This is a genomic window from Psychrobacter frigidicola (genome assembly GCF_007997305.1).
In the GTDB taxonomy this organism is placed as follows: Bacteria; Pseudomonadota; Gammaproteobacteria; order Pseudomonadales; family Moraxellaceae; genus Psychrobacter; species Psychrobacter frigidicola.
This window is the reverse complement of the sequence record NZ_VORZ01000001.1, coordinates 221,045-241,662: the sequence shown is the minus strand read 5'-3', so window position 1 is coordinate 241,662 and position 20,618 is coordinate 221,045. Positions and strand designations below refer to the sequence as shown.

At 42.4% G+C, this 20,618-nt stretch carries 16 protein-coding genes; 9 read left to right on the top strand and 7 right to left on the bottom strand.

Features of this window, described 5'->3' with window-relative positions; translation table 11 throughout:
• Positions 1-21: 21 nt before the first annotated feature.
• The 3 genes from ES754_RS00990 to ES754_RS00980 form a co-directional block, all read right to left on the bottom strand.
• Positions 22-1,431, bottom strand: a complete 1,410-nt coding sequence (locus ES754_RS00990) for an OmpP1/FadL family transporter (RefSeq protein ID WP_147221243.1) — start codon at positions 1,429-1,431, stop codon at positions 22-24.
• A gap of 301 nt (positions 1,432-1,732) precedes the next feature.
• Positions 1,733-3,133: a hypothetical protein gene (locus tag ES754_RS00985; RefSeq protein WP_147221241.1), complete on the bottom strand. Its 1,401-nt coding sequence runs from the start codon at positions 3,131-3,133 to the stop codon at positions 1,733-1,735.
• A 323-nt stretch (positions 3,134-3,456) separates the two neighbouring features.
• Positions 3,457-3,726 carry a SlyX family protein gene (locus ES754_RS00980; RefSeq protein ID WP_147221239.1) on the bottom strand — a complete coding sequence of 90 codons (270 nt, stop codon included), beginning with the start codon at positions 3,724-3,726 and terminating at the stop codon, positions 3,457-3,459.
• Between the two features lie 272 nt (positions 3,727-3,998).
• On the opposite strand from ES754_RS00980, the gene ES754_RS00975 reads away from it, so the two are divergent.
• From ES754_RS00975 to ES754_RS00950, 6 genes are all read left to right on the top strand, one after another.
• Positions 3,999-5,939 carry an ATP-binding cassette domain-containing protein gene (locus ES754_RS00975; protein ID WP_147221238.1) on the top strand — a complete coding sequence of 647 codons (1,941 nt, stop codon included), beginning with the start codon at positions 3,999-4,001 and terminating at the stop codon, positions 5,937-5,939.
• A 496-nt stretch (positions 5,940-6,435) separates the two neighbouring features.
• Entirely contained in the window at positions 6,436-7,020 is a 585-nt protein-coding gene (gene petA / locus ES754_RS00970; protein ID WP_147221236.1) for a ubiquinol-cytochrome c reductase iron-sulfur subunit, read from the top strand.
• A gap of 22 nt (positions 7,021-7,042) precedes the next feature.
• Positions 7,043-8,248 (top strand): cytochrome b, encoded by a 1,206-nt coding sequence (locus ES754_RS00965; RefSeq protein ID WP_201538832.1) that lies wholly within the window; start codon positions 7,043-7,045, stop codon positions 8,246-8,248.
• Positions 8,248-8,958 (top strand): cytochrome c1, encoded by a 711-nt coding sequence (locus tag ES754_RS00960; protein WP_147221232.1) that lies wholly within the window; start codon positions 8,248-8,250, stop codon positions 8,956-8,958. The genes ES754_RS00965 and ES754_RS00960 overlap by 1 nt, the downstream gene beginning before the upstream one ends.
• A gap of 269 nt (positions 8,959-9,227) precedes the next feature.
• Complete coding sequence (locus ES754_RS00955; protein WP_147221230.1) at positions 9,228-9,842, top strand: glutathione S-transferase N-terminal domain-containing protein; 615 nt, start codon at positions 9,228-9,230, stop codon at positions 9,840-9,842.
• 89 nt (positions 9,843-9,931) lie between these two features.
• Positions 9,932-10,372, top strand: coding sequence for a ClpXP protease specificity-enhancing factor (locus tag ES754_RS00950; RefSeq protein ID WP_147221228.1), 441 nt, complete (start codon positions 9,932-9,934; stop codon positions 10,370-10,372).
• A gap of 77 nt (positions 10,373-10,449) precedes the next feature.
• Here ES754_RS00950 and dcd read toward each other — a convergent pair whose 3' ends face one another.
• From dcd to ES754_RS00930, 4 genes are all read right to left on the bottom strand, one after another.
• Positions 10,450-11,025, bottom strand: a complete 576-nt coding sequence (dcd, locus tag ES754_RS00945; protein ID WP_147221226.1) for a dCTP deaminase — start codon at positions 11,023-11,025, stop codon at positions 10,450-10,452.
• A 113-nt stretch (positions 11,026-11,138) separates the two neighbouring features.
• On the bottom strand, positions 11,139-12,356 hold the full coding sequence (gene apbC / locus ES754_RS00940) for an iron-sulfur cluster carrier protein ApbC (RefSeq protein ID WP_147221224.1): 1,218 nt from the start codon (positions 12,354-12,356) through the stop codon (positions 11,139-11,141).
• 183 nt (positions 12,357-12,539) lie between these two features.
• Positions 12,540-13,877, bottom strand: coding sequence for a magnesium transporter (gene mgtE, locus ES754_RS00935; protein WP_147221222.1), 1,338 nt, complete (start codon positions 13,875-13,877; stop codon positions 12,540-12,542).
• A 431-nt stretch (positions 13,878-14,308) separates the two neighbouring features.
• Entirely contained in the window at positions 14,309-15,109 is an 801-nt protein-coding gene (locus ES754_RS00930) for a 3-hydroxybutyrate dehydrogenase (protein ID WP_147221220.1), read from the bottom strand.
• Positions 15,110-15,977: 868 nt separating this feature from the next.
• Here ES754_RS00930 and metG point away from each other — a divergent pair.
• The 3 genes from metG (at position 15,978) to ES754_RS00915 (ending at position 20,582) form a co-directional block, all read left to right on the top strand.
• Positions 15,978-18,089, top strand: a complete 2,112-nt coding sequence (gene metG, locus ES754_RS00925) for a methionine--tRNA ligase (RefSeq protein WP_147221218.1) — start codon at positions 15,978-15,980, stop codon at positions 18,087-18,089.
• Positions 18,090-18,396: 307 nt separating this feature from the next.
• Entirely contained in the window at positions 18,397-19,446 is a 1,050-nt protein-coding gene (locus ES754_RS00920; RefSeq protein ID WP_147221216.1) for an ABC transporter substrate-binding protein, read from the top strand.
• A gap of 101 nt (positions 19,447-19,547) precedes the next feature.
• Positions 19,548-20,582 (top strand): ABC transporter substrate-binding protein, encoded by a 1,035-nt coding sequence (locus ES754_RS00915; RefSeq protein ID WP_147221214.1) that lies wholly within the window; start codon positions 19,548-19,550, stop codon positions 20,580-20,582.
• Positions 20,583-20,618 lie beyond the last annotated feature (36 nt).

The following is a 20,618-nucleotide window of genomic DNA, read 5'->3' as shown; positions in this document are numbered from 1 at the left end:
TTAAATGAACGCTATATCATTCTAGTTAAAGTTTTGTTTGCCTTGATAAGAGAGCTTCAAGCCAAGTATATACCCATCATTATCTTGGAAATCACCAACAAGTTTTTTGGTTGGTAATTGGCCTTTAGCATCACCGAACCATAGGTATTTACCACCGGCTGATACTGCCCAGTTTTCAGTGACATTATACTTCGCGCCAAGACCGACACTGTAGTAGCCATCGATAGGGCCTAGTGAAGTCGTTGGGTCACCAGCGCCACTATCCCAACCAACAGTACCACTTAAAGCAAGAGCTGGCGATAGACGCTTAGCCATGCCTAGCTCTACCTGCCATTGATCATCATCATAGCCAACCAGTGCTAAGCCATCTGGACCATATGAGCCCTTGCTAACATCATTATATAGTGGCGGAACGATTTCAAAGTCACTCCATGGTACCCAACGTACTTTTGCCGTTGCTAATGTGGTTTTATTGAGACCCGTTTGGAAGTCAAAGTTCACTGACTTCGGCGTAGACAACTCCATAGTATTGCTCTGGACTGGATTAATACCCAATGCTGCAGCTACTGGATAGGTCTCAGCGATCTGCAGCTTATGATCAATCTCAGAACGATAAGTCAAAGCTGCTTTTAAAGCAATTTCAGGTTTACTATAAGAGACGCCCGCAAGCCAGCCATAATCTTGATCAGGGCTTATATGGGAAGTGTAACCTGTTGCTGGACCATAAGCAGTACCACGTAGTTTCACATCCGCTTGAAGGCGCTGAGCGACTGGGCCGCCATAGACTTGAAACTCTTTATTGGCACCAAATTTTGCGCCTAAAATGGCAGTTATATTCTCACTGCGTACTTCAACGTTTGTACCCTCACCTCTAGTATTATACTCCGCTTGAGTAATGGCTACTGGTGCCCCTAATTGAGCTAACTGACCCTGTTCCGTAGGTGTTAGTGTATTACCAGCGGCAATTTTGTCCTGAATATCGCCGACTATACCAGCTGCTGCGCCAAAGTTAGTGATGGCACCACCTGATATATCACTAATAATGGCATTACGATCACCTCTGGCTACAAAGTTATTGTTACCACTGTAATCAGCAGCAGCACCGAAAGGCTCATCGTATAAAATCCCAATACTAAAAGTATCGTTAACATCCGCTTTTACACCATAACGAAAAAAGTCATAGGATTCGGCGATATCTCCGACTTTGTTACCCTGAACATAGCCATTGCTCGTAGGAATATTGTTAGCACTGTCATAACCACTAACGTCGGCATCAATGTAAGTATAGACGGCCTCAGCATAGACGCCATCTTGTAAAAAGGCAGTGATATCTTGACCGGAACGATCTAGACCTGCAGCACTAGCAACGCTAGTGACGGACAAAGTAGCAACGGCTACTGCAAGAGTTTTTAAATGAAAGGTAGGGCGCATTATATTTCTCCAAACATCCATGTTATATACGGTTATATTGTTAACAAATGGTCAATATGCACCAAATGCGAACTCCCTTAAACGTCGTCCTAATCTGAATAGTAATGGCTTTCACACACTAAAACAACAATTAAAGTACTTTATTTCATAGATATGACTGAACAGTATATTTAACATTTTAAGTTATTTCAGATACTAGTTTTTTATAATGTTAGTAATACTTGCCATAAAAAAAGCGACCCTCAACGGATCGCTTTTTTATTCTTTAACAACAGATAACTATTATTGATTATAAAAATTATTATTTAGCTTGATAAGATACTTTGACACCTAGTATATAGCCATTGTTGTCTTCAAAATTACTGACAATGTCCTTAGTCGGTAATTGACCTTTAGCATCACCGAACCATAGGTATTTACCACCGGCGGATACTGCCCAGTTTTCGGTTACATTGTATTTAGCACCAAGACCAGCACTATAATAGCCTTCGATAGGACCTAATGATGTTACTGGATTACCAGCACCGCTATCCCAACCAACGTTACCTGTTACTGCTAAAGCTGGCGTTAAACGCTTAGCCAAACCTAACTCTACTAACCACTGATCCTTATCATAGCTTACTAATGGCAAGCCTTCTGGATATTTAGCTTTACTGACTTCGGTATATACTGGCGGTACAATAGCAAAGTCATCCCATGGCACATAGCGTACTTTTGCCGTGGCTAGCAGAGTAGGGTTGAGGCCTGTTTGAAAGTCAAAGTTGACTGATTTCGGTGTGGTGATATCAATAGTATTACCTGTAGCAATACCAACCGCTGGATAACTCTCAAAAATTGGCAAGCTATGGTCAATCTCAGAACGATAAGTTAATGCTGCCTGTAAAGCAATTTCAGGCTTACTGTAAGACACGCCAGCCAGCCAGCCATAGTCTTGGTTAGAGCTGATATGGGCGCTATAACCTGTAGCAGGACCGTAAGCAAGACCACGTAAGTTAACATCAGCCTTAATACGCTGAGCGACTGGTCCACCATATACTTGGAAGTTCTTATTTGCACCAAACTTTGCGCCAAGAATAGCGGTAATGCTTTCACTACGTACTTCGACGTTTGTGCCTTCACCTTTAGTCGCTTCTTCAGCATCTGCTATTGCTTTTGCGGTAAGAAGATCCTTGTATTCTTTTCCTGCTTTTTGTAGCTGCTCTGCTGTCAGTCCGCCTGGATTGCCTGGAGTAAGCGCTTCTTTCAAGTCAGGTAACAACACATTATCGATATATTTTTCAGTGATATCGGGGTTACCTATGATATCTTTGAGTACTGCATCACGATCGCCTCTAGCGACAAAATTATTATTGCCACTGTAGTCAGCTGCAGCGCCAAAAGGCTCATCGTATAAGATACCAACACTAAATGTGTCGTTGATATCGGCTTTTACACCATAGCGAAAGAAGTCATAAGACTCCGCAATGTCGCCAATTTTTTTACCTTGCTGGTAAGCTTTATTGTCTTTACCAACATAAGCATTGTCATAGCCCGTCACATCAGCATCAAGATAAGTATAACTGGCTTCAGCGTATAAGCCATCCTGTAAGAATGCGGTGATATCTTGGCCTGAGCGATCAAGACCAGCAGCACTGGCAACACTGGCAACAGAAAAAGCAGCGACGGCTACTACTAGAGTTTTTAAATGAAGGGTGGGGCGCATTCTATATCTCCAAACATCCTAATTGTATTGCTGCTGCATCCATTTTTATTGGATGAGCGGCTTCCTGAGGTGAATAGTAATGATTATTCAACACTAAGACAACAATAAAAAGCAATAACTTGTTGATTATGACTGGATAGTCATAATCTTGTAACCGTTTTAATTTTCTAAACATATTAAATGATGTACATAGAAAATATTGCAATTTGTTAAAAATAATTAGGAATCATACTTACTTTTATTAAAAATTATTAGAGTGAAACCTTAACAATCTTTGGAAATTAAGAATTAAATCTTTTGGCTATAGTCATTAATGATTATATTTAATAGTGTGGCGGTCGGTCAGCTATGACATCAAAAGGCGCAATGCCATCATCAGCGCTTTGGCTTTCTACTTGTTTATAAACCAGCTGTAGCTGTCGTTGTAGGTTGCGAATATGCTTATCTTGCTGTGTAACAACGTCATTAAGGCGCTCAACCGTCAGCTCCAGATGTGCAATATTCATTTGTAGCTCAATCATTTGTTCTTGCAGCTCAGTTGGCACCGATAGGCTTTTTTGTTGGGATTTATTAATATTTTGTGTTCGTTCCATTGGTATCTCAGTATAATTGGTCTAATAACTGTTAATAAGTTAAAGTCTATAACTTAGGGTCTGATGCGTCTTTGCTCATTGATGTTAATTGCCAACAGCACCCTACCCGTGCATTATGAGTATCCTTTCAATAAAATCATAGCGATAAAAAATCTAGGCGCACGCTAAAGTCGCGTGGCAGCATGGTATACTGCTAACAATCTAGCATCACCCTTTATATGATAATAATTTTGTTACCCCTTTTACTCCTATATATAAGCTTAAGATAACCTATGGCACTGATACATTTAAAAGATATTCATCTCGCTTTTGGCGTTGCTCCTGTTCTTGATGGCGTTGATTTTAGTATCGACGCAGGCGAGCGCGTATGTTTGATTGGCCGTAATGGCGAAGGCAAATCGACTTTATTTAAGCTCATCAATGGCACGTTACAGCCAGATAGCGGCGAAGTCATTATTAACAATAGCGTGCGCGTAGCAATGCTGGAGCAAGATGTACCAGAAACCAGCGGTAAAATATTAGATATCGTCATGGGCGGTAGCCGCCGTACTGCAGACCTATTGATCAGCTATAATAAGCAAACCGACTTGTGCGCCAATGGTGACATGGACGCTTGCGAGCGTATGGCAGACTTACAGCATGATATTGATGCGGTTCATGGTTGGGATTTGGAGCGTGAAGCGACGCGCCTGATAACCACTATGGGACTAGATCCAGAAGACGACTTATCGTCTTTGTCCGGCGGTCGTAAACGCCGTGTATTATTAGCACGCTCGTTAGTGACTAAGCCTGATGTGCTACTCCTTGATGAGCCAACCAACCATTTAGACGTTGATAGTATTGAGTGGCTAGAGCGCTTCTTATTAGATTGGCAAGGTCTGACTTTGTTATTCGTCACTCATGATAGAGCATTCGTAAATAAGCTATCGACCCGCATTATTGAGCTTGATCGCGGTCAATTGACCAGCTATGACGTGACGCAAGGCGAAGGCGGCTACGCGCGCTATCAAGAGCTAAAAGAGCTACAACTACTGGCGGAAGAAAAAAACAACGCTAACTTTGATAAGAAACTGGCACAAGAAGAAGTTTGGATTCGCCAAGGTATCAAAGCCCGCCGCACCCGTAATGAAGGTCGTGTCCGTGATCTAAAAGCATTGCGCGAAGAACGTGGTGAGCGCCGTGAGCAAGTGGGTAATGTTAATATTACCATGGGTCAAGGCGAGAAAAGTGGCAAGCTGGTCTGTAAAGTCAAAAACCTACATCTACAATATGACGACCATGTATTGGTCGATAACTTTAGTACCACCATCATGCGCGGGGACAAAATCGGTATCGTAGGTCCTAATGGCGCCGGTAAAACCACGCTGATTAAAGCTCTACTCGACATGTCTGACGATGACGTCATTAAAACTGGCAGCGTTGAGCTCGGTACTAACTTAAAAATTGCGTTTTTTGACCAGTTACGTGACCAGTTAGACCTTGAAGCAACAGTTGCTCAAAACGTCTCTGAAGGCTCAGACTTCGTTGAAGTCGGTGGCCGCAAGACTCATATTATGAGCTATCTACAAGACTTCTTATTTGCGCCAGAGCGTGCACGTACCCCAGTTAAAGCCTTGTCAGGTGGTGAGCGCAACCGTGTGCTACTGGCTAAGCAACTGTTAAAACCTGCTAATATTCTAGTGCTCGATGAGCCAACCAACGATTTGGATATGGCAACCCTTGAGCTATTAGAGGAGTCCGTAGCAAGCTTTGGCGGTACTATCTTACTTATCAGCCATGACCGCTCATTTATGGATAACGTCGTCACCTCAACGTGGGTTTTTGATACTGATGAAGACGGTAAGGGCACCGTTAGCGAGTATGTCGGTGGCTATCAAGAATATTTGGTACAAAAAAACCGTGCGGCGGCAGCCAATGCAGCTAAATCTAATAATGGTACGACTAATAATAAAACCAGCAAACCTGCCGCTACTGCTCCAAAGGTGTCTAATGCACCCAAAAAGCTGAATTTCAATGACCAGCGCGAACTTGATAATCTGCCAAAAGAAATTACTGCCTTAGAAGCTGAACAAGCTGCACTACAAGAAAAACTGGCTGATGGTTCGTGGTTTATCAAAGACTTTGATGCAGCTACCATTGCAAGTGAGCGTTTGTCGGCCATCGACGATGAGATGATGCATAAGCTTGAACGCTGGGATACCCTTGAAGGTTAGTTATTTTTCTTACTGAGTGACACTATTAATAGCTCTCATGTAAAATTTTAATGTATTTAAAGGCTAAACTAAAGATATAGCCACCATCATCATTATTTGATTCATCATGATGATTGTGGCTTTTACCTATCTACGTAGGGGAAATGTACTGAAAGTTAGTGAACATTATGTTCATTTCAAGTATCATTCCCTATTGTTAAATCCCTTATCGATTCTAAGGTGATTGTTACACTACCCTCGATAATTTAAATATTGGTGCCAAAGACGTACTATAAGGCCTTTGTGGACATTTTTACCATGTTCAATACCATTGAATGTACTGTCGGGATTGTTTTATTTTTAACACTATAATTTATTTTATGACCAAAATAGCTTAGAATAGCAACAATTAGCAAAATTAGGCACAGCTAACGTGGCTGGTAATTGATATTGTAGATTTCTAAGCCACAAACCCAGTGTGGGATAATCCCATTTCATTCACCTGGAGGAAGTATTAATGAGCCATGCCGAAGGCGTTAATGTACAACGCCGTAGAGTTCTGATTGCCTCGACTGCCGCGATTGGAGCAGCAGGAGTGGCCGCTGTGGCGACACCTTTTGTGCGTTCTTGGTATCCAAGTGCCAAAGCGGAAGCTGCCGGTGCGGCGGTTACCCAAGATATCGGTTCTGTTGAAGCTGGACAAATGATTGTCATCAAATATCGCGGTAAACCTATTTTTGTGGTTAAGCGTACCGAAGACATGTTGGCAACCCTAGATTCAGTAAAGCCGCTTCTATCTGATCCTGACTCAGCCGATTCTTTACAACCTGAATACTGTACCAATCCTGCACGCTCTTTAGACCCAAGTATATTGGTTGTCGAAGGCGTGTGTACGCATTTAGGCTGTGCACCGAACTACCGTCCTGATGTTGGCGCAACTGATTTAGGCGGTAATGATTGGTATGGTGGCTTTTTCTGTCCCTGCCATGGGTCTAAGTATGACATAGCGGGCCGCGTCTATAGTGGCGTTCCCGCACCGCTTAACTTACCCATCCCAGATTATAATATGGATGGCACCATCTTGACGGTTGGGGAGGCTTAATATGAGTATGGGTAAAAAAATCATGCAATGGGTGGACGCGCGCTTTCCGGCGACTGAAACCTATGAATACCATATGTCAAAGTACTATGCACCAAAGAACTTTAACTTTTGGTACTTCTTTGGCGTGTTGTCGATGGTGGTGTTGGTTAACCAATTAGTCACTGGTATTTGGCTTACGATGATGTACAACCCAAGCGCCGAAGGGGCATTTGCGTCTGTTGAATATATCATGCGTGATGTTAAAGGTGGCTGGCTCATCCGTTATATGCACTCGACTGGCGCATCTGCGTTCTTCGTCGTGGTGTATTTGCACATGTTCAGAGCATTGCTCTATGGGTCATACCAAAAACCGCGTGAGCTGATTTGGCTTATCGGTATGGGTATTTACTTAGCCTTAATGGCAGAAGGTTTCTTCGGTTATCTATTACCGTGGGGCAATATGTCATTCTGGGGTGCACAGGTTATTCTAAACCTTCCTGCTGCTCTGCCAGTCATTGGTGATGGTCTTGCTGAATGGGTACGTGGGGATTACATTATCTCAGGTATTACGCTAAACCGTTTCTTCGCGTTACACGTGGTTGCTATTCCGCTAGTATTAGTCGGCCTAGTATTCATGCATTTAGTGGCTCTGCATCATGTTGGTTCGAACAACCCTGATGGCATTGACATTAAAAAACTAAAAGATAAAAATGGCGTGCCATTAGACGGTATCGAATTCCATCCTTATTATACCGTGCATGACATGGTTGGTATCGTGGTGTTCTTTATTTGCTTCTTTGCAGTGGTATTTTTCTTTCCAGAGGGCGGCGGTTTCTTCCTTGAGCCACCTAACTTTGAGGCAGCAAACTCACTAAAAACACCTGCCCATATTGCACCAGTATGGTACTACACTCCTTTCTATGCCATCTTACGTGCGGTTCCGAATAAGCTGGGTGGTGTTATTGCAATGGGTGCGGCAATTGCGGTGTTGTTCTTAATTCCGTGGCTTGATAGATCTCCTGTCCGCTCTATGCGTTACAAAGGCATCTTATCGAAAATTGCTTTGACTGTTTTTGCAATTAGCTTCGTATCTCTAGGTTATCTAGGTGCAACGCCAACGACGGATGCAGCAACTTTAGCAGCGCGTATATTTACAGTCTTGTATTTCTTGTTTTTCTTATTGATGCCGATTTATACGGCTATTGAGAAGTGTAAACAGCCACCAGAACGCGTTACCGGAGGTCACTAATGAACACGCTAACAAAATACCTAACAGGTTTGGGCTTAGGTGCGGCATTAACTTTGACTGCTGGTACCGCAATGGCGGAAGGCGCTTGCGGGACTTTTACTAACGCTGACGGTGTTGTAGAGCATTTAGCTTGTAGCACAGCCCCTATTGATTTTACCAATAAGGGTTCGCTACAGAACGGCGCGAAGATGTTTATGAACTACTGCGCAGGTTGTCACTCAGCGAAATACGTTCGTCATTCGCGCATCGCTAAAGACTTAGAAATACCACCTGAGTTGGTCGAAAAATACTTGATGGTTACTACCGATCAGATCGGTGATCATATCAATGCTGAGATCGATCCTGAGATTCAAGCATCATGGTTTGGGGCAGCGCCGCCAGACCTGTCACTTGAATCAAGATTGCGCGGTGATGACTGGGTTTATACCTACCTTTTATCGTTTTACGAAGACCCAAGTCGTCCTTGGGGCGCTAATAACTTAGTGCTTGCAAACGCAGCGATGCCTCATGTTTTGCATAACTTGCAGGAAGACTTGAGTAAAGAAGAATTTGAAACTGAAGTAGGTGATTTGGTCAACTTTATGGCATGGATGGCTGAACCTGTCCGCCATGATCGTCAAGTTATCGGCTTCTTTGTGATTATTTTCTTATTAGTCTTACTCATTCCAGTTTACTTACTTAATAAAGAATTTTGGAAAGATATTAAATAAGCTAACAAAGCAAAGACTAAGTACTATATACAAGCACAAAAAAAGCACTACTTCGGTAGTGCTTTTTTCTTGTATCTCATACATGTATTGCTAGATTATATTTTTTTCACTTAGTTATATAGTTATTCATATGTTACTCAAATCAAAGATTTAAAATGCATATTTGATAAGCTCAACATTGCTATTAAAGCGTAGCTTACGCTTACTACCTTGATAAAGAGAGCCACTTTGTTTACGATAACAACCTTAACACATAACAATAGGCTCTCATGATTGATGCGAATAACATTCCAAGTAGTCAGCTGATTCTGTACGCTGACGATGGCTACGACAGTCATGTAGTGCGCTTAATACTTGAAGAAAAGAAGCTAGCCTATTATTTATCACGCCTGCATTCAGAGCGTCCTGAAGACTTGACTGAGCTTAATCCTTATCATACCTTGCCAGTGCTGCAGCAACGTGAAATTGCACTCTATGAGATTAACGTTATCTTTGAATACTTAGAAGAGCGTTATCATACTAACAAACTGCTGCCAGATACCCCGCAAGAGCGCGCCCAGTTCAGACAACTGGCGTGGCGTATTCAGCGTGATTGGCTGGTATTAGGTAAACGCTTATTGATGCACCCTGACAGTTTTAATAAAGCTCAATCGACCTTAGCCAAAAAACAGCTGGCGGATTCTTTGATTACTTTATCACCGTTGTTCGCTCATAAATCTTATTTTATGGCAGATGATTTCGGCTGGTGCGATGTGCTTTTAGCACCTCTATTATGGCGCTTAGAGGAGATGGATATTGTCTTGCCGCCTGCTATTAGCCGTCCGCTGCTCGACTACCAAACGCGAGTATTTGAACGCAAAAGCTTTCAAGCAAGCATTCGCTGAGTAAGCTTTTTTGATAAGTATTAAATTACATAACAATAAGACCACTAAATAAATCATTATTTAATCATATTCATATAGGAAAGCATCAGATGAGCGACACTACTTCTATTACTCCCACCCGTCCCTATATGGTACGCGCGCTTTATCACTGGATAGAGGATAACGCACTTACGCCTTATCTAATGGTCGATGCAACCGCTAAGAACGTACAGATTCCGACTGAACATGTGCAAGATGGACGTATTGTTCTTAATATCGCGAGCCGTGCCACCGGTAATATGAGTATGGAAAATGATTATATTCATTTTAGTGCACGTTTTGGTGGGGTATCGCAGGAGATCTGGGTACCAATTACTGCAGTATTAGGCATTTATGCTAAAGAGAATTCACAAGGAATGTTTTTTGATCCTAATGAATATGATGACTATCATCCAGAACAAGATTCGGCGTCATTACCTAAAACAAACAATACTACGGCCACGCCTAAGCCCAAACGTGACAATAAAGCAGGACTAAAAGTTTTAAAATAACAATAATAACTGCTGCCAAAAAAAAGCTGGACGTATCAATTACGCCCAGCTTTTTTATGTCTAAATATTGATACTTACTAAGTTTTTGGTAATGTCACACCTGTTTGACCTTGGTATTTACCACCGCGATCTTTATAGCTGGTCTCACAAACATCGTCAGCATCACTTTGGAAAAACAACATTTGCGCCACGCCTTCACCCGCATAAATACGGGCCGGCAAATTAGTGGTATTGCTAAACTCCAACGTGACATGCCCTTCCCACTCAGGCTCAAGTGGCGTGACATTAACGATAATACCGCAACGGGCATAAGTCGATTTACCAAGGCAGATGGTCAGCACATCACGTGGGATGCGGAAATACTCCACCGTACGCGCCAAGGCAAATGAATTAGGTGGAATAATACACTCATCACCGACAATATCAATAAAGCTTCTTTCATCGAAGTTCTTCGGGTCAACGACTACTGAATGCACGTTGGTAAACACTTTAAACTCTGGTGCGCAGCGTACATCATAACCATAGCTTGAGGTGCCGTAGCTGACCAAGCGTTCGCCTTTGTCATTAAAACGCACTTGACCAGCTTCAAATGGTTCAATCATGCCGTGCTCTTCAGCCATTTTTCGAATCCAGCGGTCAGACTTGATAGACATTGTTATTCCTTAAAAACATTCAATAGCGGGGATTATACGTAACTGTAGACTCAATTTATAGCACCTTAGCGTTTAAAATCCCCTCGCCAACATAGTAAACTTGCTTAATTTCTCTAAAAAATACGCTTATCATCAACAGGCTTTGCAAATTTATCGATATTGGCTTCGATATTTTTGGCAATACTTATATAGTACGGCGCAAATTCATCATCAGCCAAGACGCTCGGTACGCCTTTATCCACTTGCGCACGGATGCCAACGGCTAACGGCAGCCGACCTAATAGCGGAACCTGATACTGTTCTGCGATACGGTCACCGCCGCCAACCCCAAAAATGGCTTCGGTATGACCGCAATTGCTACAAGTATGTAGCGCCATATTCTCGACCACACCCAGCACAGGAATATTAGTTTTATTAAACATCTCAATGCCTTTTTGGGCATCAAGTAGGGCAATATGCTGCGGGGTGGTGACAATAACCGCGCCAGTTACTGGAATGCGCTGCGCCAAGGTTAACTGAATGTCACCGGTACCAGGGGGCATATCAATGACTAAATAATCAAGCTGTGGCCAATTGGTTTGGTTATATAATTGCATTAATGCGCCTGTCGCTTTTGGCCCGCGCCAAGCAACAGGCGTATTGTCATCATCAAGCAAGCTGCCAATAGACAACATTGCCATACCATGAGCATTAATAGGTATAAATTGTTCGTTCTCTAACTCAGGCTTTATATTAGCTACCCCTAGCATGGTTGGCATACTAGGCCCATAAATATCCGCATCGAGTACACCAACGCGGTTACCAAGCTTTTGTAATGCCAAGGCAATATTAACGGTAGTGGTTGATTTACCGACACCGCCTTTACCAGAGGCTACAACAATAATATGGCGAATATGAGGATGAGGAGACAGTGATGCTTGGGTTGGCGCCGCCTTGGTAATAGGTGGTTCTGCATTCGGGCTTGGCTTCGAGGTTGCTTTGCTATTATTACCCATGGCATCGGTGGTTTTAGGCATTTGCTTGGGCAAGGTTTTAGCCTCCCCTTTAGCTGGTGCTGGCAGACGTACATTCATATGAATCGCTTTAATACCGTGCGGATGCAACAAGTTTCCAAGCTCTTGTTGAATCATTTCAGGGTCGCAATCTTGCGGCAAGCGCAACTCTAAAGTGAGCTGGTCACCATCACGATCTAGACCAGTTACCATTTGTGAAATACTTACATTACCTACGTTATAATCCAGTAGCACCTTGTCAACGGCGCTATCACGTACTGCTTGTTGCTGCGGGGTCTCAGATTTTGACGCGGTTATTTTTTTTATAAAGTTAAACATAGCTACCTTCTCTGTCGTTATGAATATATGAATGTCATTATTATTCTAACCATTAATAATAAATTGACTTAGCAGGTATGAATAACCAGTAAGTCCATTAAACCTTTTAATCACAACAGTGTAGCTGAATTAGGTACATAAAAAAACCATAACACTAATAGCTCATAGCTTCAGCCGAGGTATTTATACCGTTAAAAACTTTGAGGCAATAAATAGATAAATAAGCACACCCGAGGCGTCACATACCGACGTTATCAATGGCGCACTGGCAGTAGCAGGGTCAAAGCCAAGTTTATTAAGTACGAAAGGCAAACTCATACCAATCACACAGCCAATCATTACGACGCACATCATGCTAAGCGCTAACACTAAAGACACCACTGCATCACCACGGATATAACCGATGATAGAAATAGCGACTGCCATGGTAGCGCCCAGTAATAACGCCACCATTGCTTCTCGGCCTAATAGTGAGAACCAGTCGCGCATCACCACATCACCAGTCGCGAGAGCTCGTACCATTAAGGTGGCAGACTGAGAACCGGCGTTACCGCCACTATCGACTAACAAGGGTAAGAAAAATACCAATACTAAGTTAGCGGCAATTACATCTTCAAAGTGTGAAATACCCAACCCAGAAAACAGATTACCAAATACTAAAAATACCAGCCAAAATACGCGCTTGCGATACAAAATACTAATGCTGACATCTTTTAATCGGCCAACCATGGTAGAAACACCACCTGACTTATGAAAGTCATCGGTAGCCTCATCGCTCGCGACATCCATCGCATCATCATGAGTTACGATACCTACTAACGCACCACTATCATCAATGATTGGTAAAGCAATCAAGTCATAACGGGCAACGGTTTTAGCAACGTCTTCTTGATCTTCGTTAACATTGGAAGACACAACAGAGCTAACCATGATATCGCCAATTAACTGCTCCGGAGACGCTAAAATTAAGGTGCGTAGCGATACGACCCCTAATAATTTACGCTGTTCGTCAATCACGTAGGCGTGATAAATAGTTTCTGCATCAGGGGCTTCTAGTCGCAAAGCAGCCAGTGCCTCAGAAACATTCATCTCTGCTCCTAAAGTGGCGTAATCAGAGCTCATTAAAGCCCCAGCCGTACCTTCTTCATAGGCTGCTAGCCTGCGAATATCTTCGCGCATCGCTTGTGCCAGTGCCGGTAATAGAGCATCACGTTGGTCTTGATCCAGATAGTTATATAAATCAGCACGTTCATCAGAAGGCATTTCACCGACCAATCTTGCCATACTGTCCCGAGGAAACTCTTGTGCTAAAGCCACCTGAACATTATCTTCTAGGTAAGAAAAAATCGTGGAGCGATTCGGCAGACGCTCTAATAGCTGCCAACCAAGCGATGGTTTAACTAGCGCTAATATATCAGCTGTATCAATGGGACGTAAAGCTTGAACCTGATTAATCGCTTCATCAAAACGTTGTTGTTCGATCGCATTGCTTAACGTCAACGCAAGGGTTTCATAGTTCATTATTTTTTTACTCCGTACGACCCTAAAACGGTGCAACAAGCGCCCTTCAATAGAATCAATAAAAAGAGCCAATATCATTGGCTCAAGTTAATAGAAAACGAGATGCTAAGATGTTTATTATTAATATCATAATTTTTAAATTAATTAGACGCACATCATACCGCTTTACTGAACATAACACCAAATACAGCTCACTGAGCCTAGTAAATACTGAGCCTAATAAAAAAGGTACTGACCTTCAACAGTTTTCAACTGTTCAGTTTATTATAGGTTTGAGATTCAAGATATCAGCACGCAAGATTCCTAAGGTAATTGTGAGCACACAATACCTATAAAAAAACCACAACGCCAGTAAAACTCGCGTTGTGGTAATTCAAAACTTATTTTTTTATCTTATAGTTCTTTAATTTATAAAAAATGAACTTAAAAAATTATCTCATGCACCAACCATGACTGGCGTTGATAGACTGACCGGTAAAGACATTGGTTGGGAATGCGGCTAAGAATAGTGCCGTTTGTGATACATCCTCAATGGTGGTAAATTCTTTATTAAGCGTATTGACCAACATTATGTCATTGACCACTTCGTCTTCTGTGATGCCTTTTTGAGCAGCTTGTAACGGAATTTGGTCATTAACCATGGCCGTTCTCACAAAGCCTGGAGATATCATATGCGAGCGCACATTGTGCGGTGCGCCTTCTTTGGCAACGGCACGGCATAGGCCCAGTAAGCCGTGCTTAGCAGTAATATAAGGCGCTTTAAATAGGGACGCATCATGAGCATGAATGGAGCCGATATAGATGATTGTGCCACCTTTATTATCTTTATACATATATTCTACGGCAGCTTTAGTAGTCAAAAACCCACCATCTAAATGCGTGGCTAGCAAATTTTTCCAATTCTCAAAACTCATTTTATTAATAGGATCAATGAGCTGAATCCCTGCGTTAGAAACCAAAATATCAATGCCACCAAAAGTATCGACCAGCTGTTTGACGCCATTGTTGACAGCATCTTCGGATCTGACGTCCATATTGATTGCCAGCGCTTTGCCGCCCGCTTTAGTAATAATATCAACGGTTTCTTGCGCGCCTTCAGTATCGATATCAGCGATGCCGACGACAGCACCCGCTTTGGCATAAGTCTCTGCGATGTCACGTCCGATACCAGCTGCTGCACCGGTGATTAAGGCTACCTTGCCTGTCAAGTCTTGTTGTATTTGAGTCGCCATATATTGTCCTTATTATGGGTAAGTGTGGTTGTAGCAGCAATATGCAAGCGTTATGGCAGGCAGTTGACTTGTGCCACTATTATTGCGTATTAAAGCCATACCAAGGGTTAACACGCAATAGATATCCTTCTTATTGCGCAGTTTTGAATAAGTAACAGCCCGTCAAATGCTGCTACTTAGAGAATGTTCAATGCATGTTTAGATGTGCCAAAGGCATATTTTGATTAACAGACTTTAGATAAAATAATGCTTATAGATAATAATAGGATAGCGAACAAACCATTTTATTTTAATAGACACGAGGAGTTGAGCAGTAATATAAATAGGTTGATTTTTATGGATTTAGATTGAATCGTATTGGACGGGCAATATCTTTATGGACATTATAGGTAGCATCTAATTTAAGAATAGGGCTAAAAACAATGTGTAGCGCACGCTGATATCCATCCGTTGGATTTAGTGCTCACTTAATATAAACTATTTATCGAACTATTGCAGGTTAATTTATGATTATTATTGAATGAACAAAGTTAGGGTTAACCAAATAAAAAGTTATATCAAACTTAAATAATTTCAAAAGCAAAAAGCTGAGTAATTTATATCCATTTGACTGTATCAATACTAACTAACCAATAATAAAAATCACATATAGACAGTATAGAATTAACTGCTTATTTTAATAATAAACTAAGGTCACAAATTTACTCAAATTACGGTATCATAAACACAATTTTTCGTTTTTATAACGTCAGGTCTTCAGCTCACTATTTATAATTAGCGTATCTCGCTATTTTCGACCATAATTTGATCACAGCTAAAGGCTGACGTCTACTAATTAACCCCTTTATACTGAAACATAGGTGATTTTGTGCGTGAAATTCTAGTAACCAGTGCCTTGCCCTACGCCAACGGTGATATTCATTTAGGCCATCTTGTCGAATATATTCAAACTGACATTTGGGCACGGGCGATGAAAGCGCAAGGTCATCAAGTTACCTACGTCTGCGCCGATGATGCACACGGTACGGCGATTATGCTCAAAGCCGAAGATAATGGCGTGACCCCAGAAGAGCAAATTGCTAACGTTAAAGCCTCTCATGAAGCTGATTTTGCCAAATTTTTGATTAATTTTGATAATTATTACACGACCCATTCAGAAGAAAACAAGCATTTCTCTGAGCTCATTTACCGTAGACTTAATAGCGCTGGACACATATCTACTAAAGATGTCGAGCAGCTATTTGATCCTGAGAAACAGCTGTTTTTAGCGGATCGTTTTGTTAAAGGCACTTGTCCTGAATGCGCAGCTGCCGATCAATACGGCGATAACTGCGAAGTATGCGGCACGACTTATGACGCTACAGAATTAAAAGATCCACGCTCAACGTTATCAGATGCCACACCCGTACTTAAAACATCAAAGCACTATTTCTTTGACTTGCCAGAGTTTAGTCAGTTTTTGCAAGATTGGACACGCACTGACAATCGTTTGCAACCTTCTATTATCAATAAGCTACAAGAGTGGTTTGACGCTGGTCTCACCAGCTGGGATATTTCCCGCGATGCGCCGTATTTTGGTTTTCAAATTCCAGATACCCCAAGCGATGAGCCGGACAAATATTTCTATGTGTGGTTGGATGCCCCAGTTGGTTATATGGCAAGCTTTAAGAACCTGTGCGAGAAACGTGTTGGGTCGGATAATGCCCTCGACTTTGATCGCTATTGGCTGCCAGAAAACGAGAACAAAACTGAGGTTTATCATTTCATTGGCAAAGACATCGTTTATTTCCATGCACTGTTTTGGCCAGCGATGCTGGCTGGCAGTGAATTCCGTACGCCAACTGGGGTCTTTGCACACGGCTTTTTGATGGTCAATGGCGAGAAGATGAGTAAATCGCGCGGTACTTTCATCAAAGCTGAAACTTACGCTGAGCATTTGCACCCTGAATATTTGCGTTATTACTTTGCCAGTAAGCTGTCTGATAAGGTTGAGGATATCAATCTTGATTTAGAAGACTTTATGCAAAAAGTCAATTCTGACATGGTCGGTAAAGTGGTCAACATTGCCAGTCGTAGTGCAGGATTCTTGGTTAAGAAATATGATGGCATGCTAACAGAGATTTGTGCAGAACCACGTCTATTAGAAGACATTACTAAAACTGGTGATGAGATTGCCGCAGCTTATGAAAACCGCGAATTCTCACGAGCTATGCGCTTGATTATGCAGTGCGCGGATAAAGCGAATGAATATATCGATGAGAAAAAACCGTGGGCGCTCGCCAAGGTTGAAGGCTCAGAGCAAGAAGTCCAAGACGTCTGCTCGGTTGCGATTAACATCTTTCGTCAATTGATGGTTTATCTTGCGCCAGTTCTACCAGAGCTTACTAACAACGCCAAAGAGTTCCTCAATATCGATAACTTGAGCTTTGCTAGCCGCAATGAGTGGCTACTTGGACATCAAATTAATAAGTTCAAACCACTCATGCAGCGTATTGAAGAGAAAGATGTGGCAGCGATGGTTGAAGCGTCGAAAGCGTCATTGGGTGCAACTGCTACGTCAGACACAAGATCAGCTACTACAAGCATGCCTGCTGCCAAAAACACTCAATCAACTAAAGCTAAGTCAACTGCAGACAGTGCGAAACTAACTGATTATATCGGTATTGACGATTTCAGTAAGGTTGAGATGAAAGTTGCCCATGTCTTAGAATGTAATTATGTGGAAGGCGCCGATAAGTTGCTGCAGTTTACTCTAGATGTTGGTGAAGATAAGCCACGCAATGTGTTTAGTGGTATCCGTAAATTTTATGAGCCTGAGCAATTGGTCAATAAAAAGGTAATTTGTGTGACTAATCTTGCGCCGCGTACAATGAAATTTGGCATATCAGAAGGTATGGTATTGTCCGCTGGTGACCCAAAAACAGCCCTAGTGGTTATTACTTTACCAGACGAGGCAATCGTTGGTGATGTGCTGGCTTAACGTCACAGAAGCACTGGTTTAAACCTTTATGTTAATATGGAAAAGATGTCATTATGGCATCTTTTTTTATGATAAAAACGCCAAAATTATAGAATAAAATCGTTGTTTTTTATTCTATTTACTGCCATGACGAACCCGCTTTAAGTTTTTATTGCGATAAGTGTTATTGCTGTCATAATATAGCTATTCTGGTCGATAGATTAAAGAATTAAATCATTGATAAACTAACGAATCGATTACTTTAGTGTTCGCCTCTTCGCATTGACTTGCCTAACCTGCATTTTCCAACCTATGAGTTAAAATAATAATGACCATTGCTTCTACTCTACGCTTAAGCCTGTGCGGAGCTGCTATTAGTGCCATTAGTATGCTTGGCCTAATGGGCTGCTCAAACTCTTCTACTGAAACTGCGCCAACGGCGGATAATGCTGCGACTGCAAATAAACCAGCTAAAACACTGGCTATCACGCAGATTGTCGAGCATCCGTCATTAGATGATATGCGCCGCGGTATCATCGATGAGCTAGCAGACAATGGTTATATTGAAGGTCAAAACCTGACAGTTAACTTCCAAAGCGCCCAAGGCAATACTGCCACTGCTGGCCAGATTGCCAAACAGTTTGTGGGTGACAATCCCGATGCAATTGTAGCAATCTCTACGCCCTCTGCGCAGTCTATCGTTTCGGCAACTTCCAGCATTCCTATTGTCTATACTGCGGTATCCGACCCAATGGGCGCTAAATTACTTACTGCAGATGGCAAGCCGTTTCAGGACAATCTAACGGGTCTATCCAGCCAACTACCATTAAACCCGCAGCTAGACTTATTACAGCAAATCAAGCCTGATTTAAAAACCATCGGTTATGTCTATAGCCCAGGTGAGGCCAACTCAGTATCGCTGCGTAATGAGCTGAAAAAAGTACTACCGGCACGCAATTTATTCTTGTTAGACATTCCAGCCAATAGGCCTACAGATATTGGCATGGCAACCCGCAGTTTGCAGGGCCGTGCGGATATTATTTACACCTCATTTGACAATAACGTAGCATCTGCTTTTGAAGCGATGACTTTAGCCGCTAATGAGATACGAATTCCAATTATTGCCTCTGACGAATTTAGTGTACAGCGCGGCGCAACCGCAGCGCTTGGGGTCAATGATTATGACTTTGGCCGCGTGACTGGCAAGATGGTTTACCGCATATTAAATGGTGAAGCGGTCAATACCATTAAACCTGAAGTGATGAATGAGCTGACCTTATATGTCAGTCCCAAGCATGCCAAAGCGCAGGGCGTTAGCTTGCCAGCGGTTATGCTCAAAAATGCCATTAATGTAGACACTAAATTTACTGAGAAATAGATAGTAGCAATAAATACCGACAAGTAGCCCTTATTGAAATATCAGCTTATCTCTTTTTTATATATTGTACGGTCACATAGTCACCTTTAGGAGTATGACCCATGTTGTATCAAAAACGTTTTAGTGGTTTTAGCAAGGCCTTACTATGGGGCGGTGTCTGTACCGCTATTCTGACCGGATGCAACCAATCAGCACAAAACACCACTACTGCTGATGGCACTAATAACGGTGATGCTGCAACCGCAATGAAGCATGTTGCCATCACTGCTATCGTTGAGCATCCAGCGCTTGATGAAGTGCGTAAAGGCGTTATTGATGAGCTCAATGAGGCCGGCTTCAAAGATGGTGAGAATTTAACTGTCAACTTCCAAAGTGCCCAAGGCAATACTGCCACTGCCGGTCAGATTGCTAAACAATTTGTTGCTGATAACTCAGACGTTATTGTAGCTATTGGTACACCGTCAGCACAGTCAGTAGCAGCGGCAACCAGTAGTATTCCTTTAGTATTCTCAGCGGTTACCGATCCGGTTGAAGCCAAGCTAGTACCTAAACTTGATGGCTCAGGTACCAACGTGACTGGTGGCTCTGATGCGCTCCCTTATGAGCCCCAAATTGAATTAATGCGCCAAATTATCCCAAGTTTAAAAAACGTCGGTTATGTTTATAGCCCAGGTGAAATTAACTCAACGATTATTCTGAGAAATTTGAAAGCGAAGCTGACGCCACTTGGTATCACCGTACACGAAGCACCCGCCGCCCGTAGTAATGATATTGCTATGGCAGCACGCAGCTTAGTTGGTAAAGTTGATATGATTTATACGTCGACTGATAACAACGTGGTTTCAGCTTATGAGTCCCTGTTTCAAGTTGCCAAAGAAAGTAAAATCCCATTGATTGCCTCTGACACCAGCTCTGTTCCACGCGGTGCCGTTGCTGCCTTAGGGGTTAACTACTACGAGCTTGGCCGTGAGACGGGTAAAATCGTTGTCCGCATTTTGAATGGCGAAAAAGCAGGTGATATTCCAGTTTATACCTCACAAGCGCTTGATTTATACGTCAGTCCAAAAAATGCTACAGCAGAAGGCATTACCTTGCCACAAGCGGTTATCGATAAAGCAAAAGAAGTGGTAGAATAGCGCTGGATTTTTGTGAGCGCCAATAAGACAGACGTC